The sequence below is a fragment of the Candidatus Nitrosotenuis aquarius genome, from assembly GCF_002787055.1.
Lineage (GTDB): Archaea > Thermoproteota > Nitrososphaeria > Nitrososphaerales > Nitrosopumilaceae > Nitrosotenuis > Nitrosotenuis aquarius.
On sequence record NZ_CP024808.1, the window covers coordinates 906302 to 918879 of the forward strand.

A 12578-nucleotide genomic window follows, 5' to 3' on the forward strand; every position below is an offset into this window, starting at 1 on the left:
ACATGGCAGAAGAATTTCTAATCCTAGTCGATAGCAACGACAACCCAATAGGCACAGAGGAAAAAGTAAAGTGCCACCTTCCAAACGGCAAGCTTCACCGCGCATTTACTGTATTGCTCTTTGACAAGGACCACAGGCTCTTACTTACAAGAAGGAGTGAAAGCAAGATGCTCTGGCCAGGAGACTGGGACGGCACGGTCGCAAGCCACCCAAGAAAGACAGAGACCTATGTGTCGTCTGCAGAGCGAAGACTACCAGAGGAAATCGGCGCCCAGTGCAAGCTGGATTATCTCTTCAAGTTCGAGTATCACGTCCCATACAAGGATGTGGGATCGGAAAATGAGATCTGCGGTACATTGATCGGCCTAGTCCCAGATGATTTTCAAATGAAACTAGTCAAAGACGAGATTAGTGAGATAAAGTGGGTAGACGAAAAGGAATTGCTCTCAGACATTGACAAAAATCCTCAGATTTATTGTCCGTGGATGCTAGTTGCCCTGTATTTTCTATATGCGTCAGATGAGGCAATGATTCAAAAACACAAACCAGTCTTTGACAAATGGATGAGGCCAGAGCACAAGCAGATACTGGAAAAATCACTCAAATACCACTTTCCAACAAACAACTGGAGGCTGCTAAACTAATGGTAAAGACACTCCCAAGCACTGCAAAAAAGATCAATTCCTATCTAAAGTCAAATCTGAACGGTAGACCGGATGTTTTGTACAAGGCAGGCGCTCACCTAATTGTCAACGGCGGCAAGCGACTTAGGCCATATTTGGTACTGAAAAGCTGCCAAATGCTTGGCGGCTCGACAAAAGACGCACTTCCGGCAGCTGCTGCAATAGAGATGGTTCACAACTTTACTTTGGTTCACGATGATATCATGGACAATGATGAGATGCGACACGGCGTTCCAACTGTACATACTAGATTTGGCATGCCGCTTGCAATACTTGCAGGGGACGTTTTGTTTTCAAAGGCATTTGAGATGGTTTCCACAGACAGGGTCAGAAATCCGCAGGTATCATCAGGCCTTGTTGCAAGGCTAGCCAAGGCGTGCGTAGACGTGTGTGAAGGCCAAGTCCTTGACATCAAGATGGCCGAGGGAAAAAAGATCCCTACCAAGGCAGAATACATCACCATGATAGAAAAAAAGACATCGGCCCTCTTTGAGGTATCGTGCGCAATGGGCGCAATTTGCGCCAAAAAACCGCAAGACGTTGCAAACTTGGCGTCATTTGGAAAAAACCTCGGCGTTTCATTTCAGATAACAGATGACTATATCGGAGTCTTGGGCGACCCCAAGATCACAAAAAAGCCAGTAGGAAACGACCTGCGAGAAGGAAAGAAATCCCTGCCAATACTGCTTGCAATACAAAAGGCAGACCCAAGATCCAAAAAAATAATCCTCAAAGTATTTGGAAATCCAAGGGCCGCAAAATCAGACATTGCAAAGGCAATAGAGGTGATGCGAGACCTGCACATAGAGCAAGAAGTAAGGAAAGCAGCTCTGGATTATGCGCAAAAGGCAAAGCGTTCTTTGGCAAAATATTCAGGTCCTGCAAAATCAGAAATGATTGCGCTTTTGGATTTTGTTGTAACTAGGAGCCTGTAGATTGAGTGAACAAGTAAGAAACAAGATACTAAGAGCAGCACTGCAAAACGCACTAGACCACGGCAAAACCCAGGACAAAATAGTCCTAGGCAAAATTCTCGGAACAGAGCCGTTACTTCGAACCCAGGTAAAGGAAATAATGCCGGCCATAATCGAGATAGTAAATTCCGTAAACCAAATGTCGCAGGACCAAATCAAAAGACAGATCCAAGACAAGTTCCCAGACCTGCTTGCAGAAAAGCCAAAAAAGCAAGAAGAGCGAGAAGGCTTGCCCCCACTTGAAGGAGCAGAGCACGGCAAAGTTGTCACAAGGTTCCCACCAGAACCAAACGGATATCCACACATTGGGCACGCAAAGGCAGCCATAATCGATGAGGAGTATGCCAAAATGTACGGCGGCAAGCTGATTTTGCGATTTGACGATACAAACCCAGAAGCTGAACGACTGGAATATTACGCGGCAATCAAGGTAGGCCTTGACTGGCTTGAGGTAAAGTACGATCGAGTAAAGAACACATCAGACGACATAGAACTACTCTACAAAAAATGCCAGGAAATGCTGGATGGCAACTATGCGTATGTCTGCACGTGCAAGCAAGAGACAATCTCTGCAAACAGGCGAGAGATGAAGCCATGCAAGTGCAGCATGGGCGAGCTTGAACAAAACAAGGACAGATGGGACAAAATGTTCTCAAAATTCGGACAGGGGGACGCCATAGTCCGATTCCGAGGAAACATGAGCTCAGAGAACACCGTGATGAGAGATCCAGTGATGTTTAGAATCATAGAAACAAAGCATCCATTGCTTGGCGACAAGTATAGAGTCTGGCCAAGCTACGACTTTGCGGTGGCAATTGAGGACAGCGTTGATGGAGTGACACATGCATTTAGGACCAAGGAGTACGAGCTGAGAAACGAGCTGTACTATACAATTTTGGATCTGCTAAAGATGAGAAAGCCAAAGGTCATCGAGTTCTCAAGACTTGGCTTTGAGGGAATGCCAGTATCCAAGAGAGTTTTGCGACCGTTAATTGAAGAGGGCAAGGTCTCCGGATATGACGACCCAAGGCTTCCAACGCTAGAGGCACTAAAAAGACGAGGAATACGACAGGACGCAATCAGAAAATTCGTATTGTCATTAGGATTTACAAAGGCAGACACACTGGCACCGTTTGAAACCCTAGAGTCGTTTAACCGCAAAATAGTCGACCCAGAAAGCATCCGGCTGCACATGGTCAAAAATCCAGCCTCAATTAAGATCAAGGATTTACCATCAAGTACAATCACCATGCCAAACCACCCAACCAAGGACATGGGCAAGCGCACAATAGAACATGATGGCGGATTTTACGTAGAGTCAGAAGACGTCGACAAGCTAAAGCCAGGCGATGCAATTCGCTTTATGGGCCTAGGCAATGTCAAAATAACAAGCCAGTCCCCACTAGAAGGCCAATACATCGGAGACGGGTTGGGAACAGATATTCCCAAAGTTCACTGGGTTGCACAAAAAAATGCGCAGAAAATCAAGGTCCTCATTCCAAGCCAGCTCTTCATCGGCGAGGAATTCAATGCATCAAGCCTGCAGGAGATCAACGTTTTTACAGAACCCCACTATAACGAGCTAAAAGAGGGAAAGGAAATACAATTCGTAAGATTCGGATACTGCAGAAAGGATTCTATGCTTCAAGCAATTTACACACACAAGTGAGAAAACAATGAAGATTGGCAGATTTTTGATTGGAGGCAAGGAGACTTATGGATTTGTCAAGGACGGACAAATTGCAACAAAAGAAGAAATCATATCAAAGACAGGAATCCCAATTCCGTTATCGATTAAGGAGTTTTTGTTTGACGGCTGGTACAAAGAAGTCGTATCGCAAAACCCCAAGCTTGACTATTCCGTAAAGTTATCCGATGCAAAGATCTTGGCTCCAATCCCAAATCCGCCCAAGGTGATCTGCCTTGCATTCAACTATGTGGATCACGCAAAAGAGCAGAACCTAACACCGCCAACAGAGCCTGCCATAGTAATAATTCCAAGGACTACACTGAACGGTACAAATTCCGAGATTGTCTGCCCTAGTTTTGTAAAACAGCTTGACTATGAAGTAGAGCTTGCAATTATCATATCCAAAGACTGCAAAAACATACAAGAAAAAGACACAATGGACTCTATCTTTGGATACATGGTCTTCAATGACGTATCGGCAAGGGACATTCAGGCACAAGACAAACAGTTTGGGCGCGCAAAGGGATTTGACACATTTGCGCCATGCGGACCATGGATTACAACTGCGGACGAAATCCCAGATCCCCAAAATCTCAAAATGACCACAAAGGTAAACGGAGTATTGCGCCAAAATTCAAACACCGCAAACATGTTCATAAAAATCCCATCAATTGTGGCAAAACTGAGCAGAGTGATGACACTAGAGCGCGGTGACATCATATCTACGGGAACTCCTGCAGGCGTGATGCTAAACAAGCCAGACGCAGTCTTCCTAAAGGACGGGGACAAAATAGAGATGGAAATAGAAAAGATAGGCAAGCTGGAAAACACAGTCCGATTCGTGCATTAGATTTTTAAGAAATACCAAAACATCATGGAATAATGGGCAAAATCATTGTAGGCAAGACATCAGAGATTCCGCCAGGAAAGATGACAAAGGTAACCGCGGATGGACGAGAGATCCTGGTTGCAAACATTGACGGAAATTATTTTGCCTGTGACGACACATGCACACATGCAGGAGCAAGTCTTTCAGGAGGAGTCTTGGAGGGTGGAATTGTCACGTGCGGATGGCATGGTGCCAAGTTCAACTGCATGAGCGGCAAGCTGGAAAAGTTCCCAGCCAAAATCAGGGACCTCAGGGCATATAGAACAATAGTAGAATCTGACAACGTTTTTGTGGAGTTCTAGGGTGTAGATTTTAAAACTAGTGTCAATATTACAAAATGAATTAGGCATGGCAGACAAAAAGGCTCAAAACCAAAAATCACTTGAAGTGGCAATCCAGACACTAACCCAGGTTGCCTCAAGTCCTACGACACCAAAGAACATCAAAAAGAATCTGACAGACTTGATTACCAATCTCAAGTCGGGCCAAGACCCAGTTTCGATTAGAGCCGCAAATGCAATATCCCAAATTGATGATGTGACGCAAGACCCGAACCTGCCATCATACGTGCGAGTTACACTATGGCAAGCAGTATCAACCCTAGAGAGTATTAGAGATTAAATTTCCCCAAGTCACATTTCCAGTGTGAAAATAGAGGAATACATTTCGTCATTGCCAGATTCTATAATTTCAGGCCAAGAAGTTCAGCTATTGGATGATTCATTGCGAGAGATTTTCAAGTTTGCAGGCCTTGGTGCAAACGATGTTTTCTATCACCTGGGATGCGGAACCGGAAACAGCCTGCAAATAGCTGCCAAAGAATTTGGAGCCCGAGCAGTCGGAATCGACAATGACCCGGAAAAAATCTCACAGATAAAAAAAGATCCAAAGATAATCGCATTACACCAAGACATAACGGATGCAGACCTATCAGATGCAACAATAGTCCTGTTTTGGTTTTCAGATGAGGCCATAATCGCAAAGATGCTTGAAAAATTCTCCAATTTGAGGCCGGGATGCAAGATTATCACCATTTTTGATCCATTACCTGGAGTAATCCCAAACAAGGTCAGATTTCCATATCTGTTGCACCAGACTCCATTTATCCTAGCAAAGAGTCTCAAGGACCAGATAATGGCAGTATTTGAGACAGAATGCATTGACTTTACCACCGCATGGGAGCATGCAGAGCGATACACCAAGGCAGTGGGCTCGCCAGACACAGGAAACGACAGGTTTCTGACCATACTGCAGACAGTAATGATCTGGATAAATGCAAAAAATCTCGGACTGGCCTGCACTCAGGAGATCCCAGCTCCTGTCAAAGCCTACATCGAAATACTGGATAATTTTTTTAACATAGAGGTAAGGCATCTCATAAAATAGCGAACCTTTTATTTTTCAGCCACATAAGCAAAGCATGCGACTCAACATCAACGTTTCTGCTACGGATTATGACAAGTCTAGCAAGGAGATAATCAGGACATTGTCAGGCCTAGAGGAAATGGTTCATGAGAAGGACGGCTTTACTATTACCGATTCGGAATTTGCGTTTGGCTGGCATTTTTACGTAGTTTCTGTGCGCTCTGATTTGGTGCAAAAATTAGCAGACCAGATGGGGGCTGATTTTTCCAAGCTAAAGGGCAAGGGAAGCGAAAAAAAGTTTCTCTCCTGGCTTGCCCAAAAAATGGAAAAGACCAGCCTTCGAGTAAAGTTTGCCATCAAAGAAGAAATGGAATCAAGCAAGTACGGAATCTTTTAGGGCCTAAGAAAAATTTTGAGTCGACCTGGACTTTTTGCTGCATCTAGCGCTTCATCTAGTTTGTCCAGCGGATAGACAGTGTCAATTAGATCATCAACATATACTGTGCTTGTTACCAGGGCTTGGATTGCAGGCCTGAACGGACCGCACCTAGAGCCGATAAAGGTTATTTCGTTTACTATGGCGGCAGTCAGGTCTATCTTGTTCTTTGATGACATGGTGGATTTTAGTACAACCGTGCCCCTTGGCTTTGCAAGTCGCATGGTATCTAAGAATCCGGATTCGCTTCCCGTTGCCTCCACTACGACATCGAATTTGTGTTCATCTTCTGCTGAAATGCCAATTTTTGTCTTTACTCCAAGCTTGGCCAATAATTGCAGTTTGTTTTGATGTCTTCCAAAGCAGGTAATGTTTTTGTGGTGTATTCCAAGCACTCGTGTGATCAGCTGAGCCAGTCTTCCGTCTCCAAGTATTGCGATTGCCGAGTCTTTGTCGATTTTCAGTTGCTCTTCAATTTCAAATGCAGCTGCCAGTGGCTCTACAAAGACGGCCTGCTCATCAGAAATAGAGTCAGGTATAACGTGTAGGTTTTTTTCAGGAAGTGATAGATATTGCGCAAATGCTCCGTCTCGCTTGTATATTCCAAGTACTGTTCTATTTGGACAGTGTCGTTCCAATCCGGTTGTGCACATGGAGCATTTTCCGCAGCCTGCATTAATTTCGCCTACAACGCGTTTGCCAATCAGATTTTTATTTTCAGAAGATATTACCTCGCCGACAAATTCGTGGCCTAAAACGCCGGTGTATGAGGCATAGCCCTGAATCATCTCAAGATCTGTGCCACAGATTCCGGCCAGCCTGACTTTGACTAGGGCTTCCCCGGGTTTGGGATTCGGATAGTCATTTTGCAGTGATATTTTGGAGCCATCAAAGTAAGCAGCCTTCATGTTTTTTGTAAATACAATTCTGAGGGAATTAAAGGTGTAGGCCCTCGAGGGGAATCGAACCCCTGTCCGGGGATCCACAGTCCCCTATACTAGCCACTGTACTACGAAGGCCGCAAAAACCAAAGCCGACAGATCCACTATTAACCTAACTACAGCTAAAAATCAAGGACAAATTTATTATTCCCTATAAAAAAGACCGATTATGCAAGGCAAGGGCTGGTTCATTGGAATGGCAATAACTGTAGCCGTAGTTTGGTGGGGCGTAAACTACCTATTTCCGTGGGTTCACTAGTCAGCAAGCCATTTCTTCTTGTAAAAATAGGCATACAATAGTCCAGATGGAATCATAGATAAAATCAGCATTATAATTAGTGCCGTATATTCCCCAAGAAACGTCCAGCTTCCTGTCTGGATTCCGCCTGGCAGGTTTATGTTCATGCCATAGATGGCGCCAACTACGGTCGGCGGAATTGTTAGCGTGAATATTATGGTAAGTGTTGCAAGTATTTTGTTTGATTTTTCAGTAGAGAGTAGAAAGTCAGTGTCCTTGTAGATCTCCATTGTTTCTTTTGCCTCGTCCAGTGTTTCTGCCACTTTGTCAATGTGATCAATTACGTCATCAAAATGAATCACCAGATCATCATCGGGATTTGAGAAGCGTTGCGTGTTCTTTGATGTTTCCAGTACGGTTTTTCGCAGCGGATGGACTATACGACGCAGTATTGTGATTTCACGCCTCAATAATGAAATCTTTTTTGGTGTGGACTTGTTTTCGTCAAAGACATCGTCTTCTATCTCATCCAGATTCTCCACAATTCTGCGCAATGTATGCAGTAGTTCGTCTACTAGAGCATCAACTATTTTGTATAGCAGAAATCCAGACGACTTGCCAAGCAGTTCATTTCTGTACTTGGAATCGTCTTTGCAGCGACTTACCATTTCCACTAGCGGTTTGAGCTCTCCATAGTGTATGGTAACCAGATAATCTTTTCCGATGAATACTGCAAGCTGGTTAAATCGCGACATGCCGCGCTTTAGTGCAAGTGGTGGAAAATGCAGGATGATAAAGGAATGATCGTCATAGTTGTCTATTTTTGCAAGCTGGATCTTTGAGATAGAGTCATCCAGGTTTAAGGAATTAAAATTGTACATTTGCCCCAGCTTTTCAATTTCTGCGCGGTCTGGGTTTTGAATGTCAGTCCAAGTAAAGCCATTTCCCTGGATGGTTTCCAGCTTGCTTTGGATTATCTCAGCAGGCTGAGGATGTCTTCGCAAATGTGGCAACCTGGAGATGAATAGTTCTTTTTTCAATTCAGCTAAACCTCTCTGAATTTTAATTTAAGTTTTCATTATGATATCGCAAACAAATTTTGCACAAACTGCATAATTTTTGTGAGATAATGTGCGGGCGTGGCCCCAAGCGTAGAACATGAGAGAATACCTCTCTGTACCATAACGCCTTAGCGTTCATGGTTCACTATATCGTTCTACTGAGCCACGCGCGGACTATTTGTTGGATTTTACATCCTTCCGCATTATTCTTTATAGGAATTTTTTGTATTTAACATTTTGTATGAATTTTTATAATAAAGATCTGAACATAATGAAATAATTTTTTACATTAAAACCAGGCTCAACTCCAAAAATGAAAAATTAAGTAAAACCAAAGCACAAAAAACATCATGAGTTGCTCAGGCGAGTTTGTAGAAAATGATATCATTCAGATCAAGTCATCCATCCAGCAACAGCTCAAAAAGGCCAAGTATGGAGTATCAGATCATTCCACTGTAGAACTGTGTCACTGGACAAAAAAATCCTTCAAAGGAGAAGAAAGCTGCTACAAGCACAAGTTCTATGGCATATCAACACACCAGTGCATGGAGTTTTCTCCTGCAGGAATGTACTGCGAGAACAGGTGCGTCTATTGCTGGCGCCCAATGGAGTTTTATGACTCACTTGAGATGAGCCCGCAAAACGTGGCAGAGCCAAAAGACATCATAACCAAGCTAATGGCAGAACGAGAAAATCTGATCATGGGCCATTATGGTGATCCAAAATCAATCCACAAAAAACTGGACGAGTCATTATTGCCGGCGCATTACGCAATATCGCTTTCTGGCGAGCCAACAATGTACCCCAAGCTTCCAGAACTGATAAAATACCTCAAGACACTGCCTGCAACAAAGTCAATATTTCTTGTAACAAACGGCCAAGAACCACAGATGCTCAGGCGCCTCCAAGACGAGGATGCACTGCCAACACAGATCTACCTATCCACAAACGCCGCAGACTGTGATTCATTTATGAGAATAAACAAGCCAAGATATTCGGATTCATGGGAGAGATGGAACCAGTCTCTAGAATTATTGCAAAACATGGACACACGAACGGTCCTTCGAATGACCATGATCAGAAACCATAACGATTTTGAGGAAATGATTCCGGCGTTTGCAGACATGATAAGGCGCGCAAATGTGCACTTTATTGAGATAAAATCCTATATGCACATTGGCCGCTCCACAAACAGGCTTGCCCGCTCCGACATGCTGGAATTTGAGGAGGTCAGCTACTTTGCAGGCAAGCTGGCAGAAAAAAGCCAGATCTATTCAATAGTTGACGAAAGTATCGCATCAAGGATAGTATTGTTGCAGAACCAGCAAAGAAAGATCAGCCCCCTTATCTCCGCGTACGCACAAACCAGCTAGCAAATTTTGCCAGCGCGCGATACCTATGGGATATGGCGTTCTTGTCAGGAATTTGCGCATATGTCTTGGTTTTCCCCCTTGGGACAAATATTGGGTCATATCCCCAGCCCTTGCCTGAGATCTTTTTTGCAATTTTGCCTGGAGTGATTCCCTCAAAAAGAATCGGTTTTCTCTTTTTGTCACAATACGATATTGTGGCATGGAATTTTGCCGACCTATTTCCCTTTACCAGATCAATTACCCCCTTGTTACCAATGGTGTCAAAGACATATGACGAATACGGCCCTGGAAAGCCGCCAAGCGACGAAATGACCAGAGCATCATCTTCTATTATTACGGGTTTTTTGCATTTTGAAAATGCATCCAGTGCCTTTGTCTTGGCAATCGCTGATAAAGAATCAGACTGGATTTCCAGCAAACTTGCCTGGAAGAATCCCAGCCTTATTCCAAATGAAGACATGATTTCCTTTGCTTCCAGATACTTGTGTTTGTTTGAGGATACAAAATACACATCATTCCATTCTTGCATATCTTCCCCTTCCCTCTATTATCGATAATTGAGTCAGTACCTTGTTGAATCGTTCTGTGCCTATAATTGACTTGTATCCTCTCAGAAACGCATCCCATAACTCTTGCATTATTTTTACATGAGCGCTGCCAAGAATCTCTTTGTATAGTCGCAAATCCACGGCGTGGTCTTCCACTCTGATTGATTTTTGTGCAAGGCCAAAATCAATTGCATAGATTTTGTCGTTTTTGGATATGAAATTTGACGTGGTAAGATCTCCGTGTATTATGCCGTTTTTGTGCAGTGTGGCAGTTATTCTGCCAATTTCTGCGCATGCAGATTTTAGCTTGGCGTCTTTTAGGTCCCTGACTATCACTCCATTGATTTGCTGCATCAGAATAGTACAATCGTTAGTGTTTACCTGATAGACCAGAGGCGTTCTGATCCCAAAGGATTTTGCCTCAGAAAGAATTGATGCTTCCCGTATGGTTCGCTGCTTTCTTATTTTATTGTCCAGTATCGGATGTCGGTATGGTTTTGTTTTTCGCGTCTTGAGAATTGCAGGCGTATTATCAAATTTAACAAGATAGATGTCGCCTTCGGCACCTTTTTTGATTAGCTTCACTATCAGTATAATTTTTCAATCAGATATTAGGATTAAAGAAAAGAGTTAGCGCCCTTGGCGGGATTTGAACACGCGTCTCAGCCGTGACAGGGCCGAATTCTAGACCGGGCTATACTACAAGGGCTTGAATTTTGATCAAAGAATTTCCTTTTTTAAAGTTATCATCTCAGAGAATTTCTTCATCCAAAGACTAAATTATACACGGTTTTGAGAATTTGCGAAGGGTTCGTAGCTCAGCCAGGTAGAGTACCGGACTTTTAATCCGGCTGTCCGGGGTCCGAATCCCCGCGAACCCGCTACCTACTCAACAGTCTAACTTTGGCAGACAGTTTTTCAATTGCAGAAGTTATTAGAGCACTGCGCCTTGCCATATTTTTCTGGTATTGCCGTATTGTGAACTTGCGCTTTGTAATTAGTCGCTTTTGTTCTGCTATTCCGGCAGATCCAAGAGAAGACCTGCTCTGAAGCGAAGATTGAGCATTAATTGAGGAGATGATTTTGCCTAGCCTTTTGGCGTCAAATTCCCGCTCTGAGACAGACCTTGCCACCTCAGATGCAGTAAGCTCGGATAGCGAGATTTTGGATTCGTGTGCAATTTGGACTAGCTTTCCTACAATTTTGTGTGCTGTTCTAAATGGCAGGCCTTCCTTTACCAAAGCCTCTGCAATGTCCAGTGCCGCCAGATATCCCGAGTCCGCTATCTGGTTCATCTTTTGCTTGTTTACCTTTAGTGTCGCAAACATGGAATTGAGTACCACAAGTGCAGATATTGCAGTACTCGAGCTCAAAAAGACAGACGGCTTGATCTCTTGCAGATCACGGCCATATCCAGAAGCCAGCCCCTTGAGATTAGACAGTATGGCAACCAGATTTCCAATTACTCGCGCTGTCTTGCCACGCGTCAGCTCCAAGATGTCTGGGTTTTTCTTTTGTGGCATGACACTAGACGGTGATGAAAACTGGTCAGACAGCTCCACAAACGAAAATTCCGACGTGGACCAGATTACCAGATCTTCTGCTATTCTAGACAGATTTGTCATAAGTATGGCAACATGTCCTACATATTCAGCAACAACGTCCCTGTTTGATGTGGCATCAATCGAGTTTTCCACTATTCCAGAAAATCCAAGCATCCTAGCAGTGCTGTTTCGGTTAATTGGCAACGATGTCCCGCCAACAGGTCCTGCACCTAGGGGAGAATGGTTGACTCGCCCAAATGTGTCATAGAATCGCTCAAAATCACGCAACAATGCATCGGCATAGGATATCAAAAAGTGCGAAAATGTGCCAATTTGCGCCTGTTGCAAGTGAGTGTATAGAGGCATTGCAGTGGCCGTGTGCTTTTCTGCCAATACAACCAGTGTCTCCACCATATCCAAAATGCAATTACAAATGGTGTTGATGTCGTCTCGTATTTTCATGCGTAAATCCAGCGCAACCTGATCGTTTCTAGAGCGTGCAGTGTGCATTTTCCCACCTGCCGCAAGGCCAGTCCTTTGTATGACCAGAGTTTCGATTAGCTCATGAATGTCTTCGGCAGAAGACTTGTCAGATAGGTTTTGTTTTTTCAGCTTTTCAAGCGCGACTAGAATTTTTTTTACTTCGGATTTGCTGAGAATTTTATTTTCATACAACATTATAGAGTGAGCTTGGCTGCCAATGATATCATAGATTGCAATTTCAGAATCATCAGAAATTGACGAGACATAATCTAATGTGTGCTTGTCCAGGTTCTTGTCCAGTCGAGACCGATACATTCCCAACTAGAGGGTTATAATGGTTATATATAGCATAG

At 43.8% G+C, this 12578-nt stretch carries 14 protein-coding genes and 3 tRNA genes; 10 read left to right on the forward strand and 7 right to left on the reverse strand.

Annotation, left to right across the window (positions count from 1 at the left end):
- Positions 1 to 2: 2 nt before the first annotated feature.
- Genes idi through NAQ_RS05410 form a run of 8 tightly spaced genes read left to right on the forward strand, consistent with a single transcriptional unit; the run spans position 3 to position 5998 of the window.
- Positions 3 to 644: an isopentenyl-diphosphate Delta-isomerase gene (gene idi / locus NAQ_RS05375; RefSeq protein WP_100182582.1), complete on the forward strand. Its 642-nt coding sequence runs from the start codon at positions 3 to 5 to the stop codon at positions 642 to 644.
- Complete coding sequence (locus NAQ_RS05380; RefSeq protein ID WP_100182583.1) at positions 644 to 1618, forward strand: polyprenyl synthetase family protein; 975 nt, start codon at positions 644 to 646, stop codon at positions 1616 to 1618. Before idi ends, NAQ_RS05380 begins: the two co-directional genes overlap by 1 nt.
- Position 1619: 1 nt before the next feature.
- Positions 1620 to 3326, forward strand: coding sequence for a glutamate--tRNA ligase (locus tag NAQ_RS05385; RefSeq protein ID WP_100182584.1), 1707 nt, complete (start codon positions 1620 to 1622; stop codon positions 3324 to 3326).
- A gap of 7 nt (positions 3327 to 3333) precedes the next feature.
- Entirely contained in the window at positions 3334 to 4197 is an 864-nt protein-coding gene (locus NAQ_RS05390; RefSeq protein WP_100182585.1) for a fumarylacetoacetate hydrolase family protein, read from the forward strand.
- A gap of 32 nt (positions 4198 to 4229) precedes the next feature.
- On the forward strand, positions 4230 to 4538 hold the full coding sequence (locus tag NAQ_RS05395) for a Rieske (2Fe-2S) protein (protein WP_100182586.1): 309 nt from the start codon (positions 4230 to 4232) through the stop codon (positions 4536 to 4538).
- Positions 4539 to 4584: 46 nt separating this feature from the next.
- Complete coding sequence (locus NAQ_RS05400) at positions 4585 to 4857, forward strand: stationary phase-response protein (protein WP_100182587.1); 273 nt, start codon at positions 4585 to 4587, stop codon at positions 4855 to 4857.
- 24 nt (positions 4858 to 4881) lie between these two features.
- Positions 4882 to 5622, forward strand: a complete 741-nt coding sequence (locus NAQ_RS05405) for a class I SAM-dependent methyltransferase (protein ID WP_100182588.1) — start codon at positions 4882 to 4884, stop codon at positions 5620 to 5622.
- Positions 5623 to 5656: 34 nt separating this feature from the next.
- Positions 5657 to 5998, forward strand: coding sequence for a hypothetical protein (locus NAQ_RS05410; protein ID WP_100182589.1), 342 nt, complete (start codon positions 5657 to 5659; stop codon positions 5996 to 5998).
- Here the strand turns inward: NAQ_RS05410 and NAQ_RS05415 are convergent.
- The 3 genes from NAQ_RS05415 to NAQ_RS05425 all read right to left on the reverse strand — a co-directional run bounded on the left by NAQ_RS05415 (position 5995) and on the right by NAQ_RS05425 (position 8256).
- Positions 5995 to 6945, reverse strand: coding sequence for an MDR/zinc-dependent alcohol dehydrogenase-like family protein (locus NAQ_RS05415; RefSeq protein WP_100182590.1), 951 nt, complete (start codon positions 6943 to 6945; stop codon positions 5995 to 5997). The two genes, NAQ_RS05410 and NAQ_RS05415, sit on opposite strands and share 4 nt — an antisense overlap.
- Positions 6946 to 6984: 39 nt before the next feature.
- Positions 6985 to 7056: transfer RNA gene (locus tag NAQ_RS05420), tRNA-His, on the reverse strand.
- Between the two features lie 177 nt (positions 7057 to 7233).
- Complete coding sequence (locus NAQ_RS05425; RefSeq protein WP_320410605.1) at positions 7234 to 8256, reverse strand: magnesium transporter CorA family protein; 1023 nt, start codon at positions 8254 to 8256, stop codon at positions 7234 to 7236.
- Positions 8257 to 8627: 371 nt separating this feature from the next.
- Between NAQ_RS05425 and twy1 the strand changes: the two genes are divergently transcribed.
- Positions 8628 to 9650, forward strand: coding sequence for a 4-demethylwyosine synthase TYW1 (gene twy1, locus NAQ_RS05430; RefSeq protein ID WP_100182591.1), 1023 nt, complete (start codon positions 8628 to 8630; stop codon positions 9648 to 9650).
- Here twy1 and rdgB read toward each other — a convergent pair.
- From rdgB to NAQ_RS05445, 3 genes are all read right to left on the reverse strand, one after another.
- On the reverse strand, positions 9622 to 10179 hold the full coding sequence (gene rdgB, locus NAQ_RS05435; protein WP_100182592.1) for an RdgB/HAM1 family non-canonical purine NTP pyrophosphatase: 558 nt from the start codon (positions 10177 to 10179) through the stop codon (positions 9622 to 9624). The genes twy1 and rdgB overlap by 29 nt on opposite strands.
- Complete coding sequence (locus tag NAQ_RS05440; protein WP_100182593.1) at positions 10163 to 10783, reverse strand: KEOPS complex kinase/ATPase Bud32; 621 nt, start codon at positions 10781 to 10783, stop codon at positions 10163 to 10165. The genes rdgB and NAQ_RS05440 overlap by 17 nt, the downstream gene beginning before the upstream one ends.
- A gap of 49 nt (positions 10784 to 10832) precedes the next feature.
- Positions 10833 to 10907 (reverse strand) — tRNA-Asp (locus NAQ_RS05445).
- A 98-nt stretch (positions 10908 to 11005) separates the two neighbouring features.
- Here NAQ_RS05445 and NAQ_RS05450 point away from each other — a divergent pair.
- Positions 11006 to 11079, forward strand: a tRNA-Lys gene (locus NAQ_RS05450).
- On the opposite strand, the gene argH is transcribed toward NAQ_RS05450, so the two are convergent.
- Positions 11080 to 12540, reverse strand: coding sequence for an argininosuccinate lyase (gene argH / locus NAQ_RS05455; RefSeq protein ID WP_100183474.1), 1461 nt, complete (start codon positions 12538 to 12540; stop codon positions 11080 to 11082).
- Positions 12541 to 12578 lie beyond the last annotated feature (38 nt).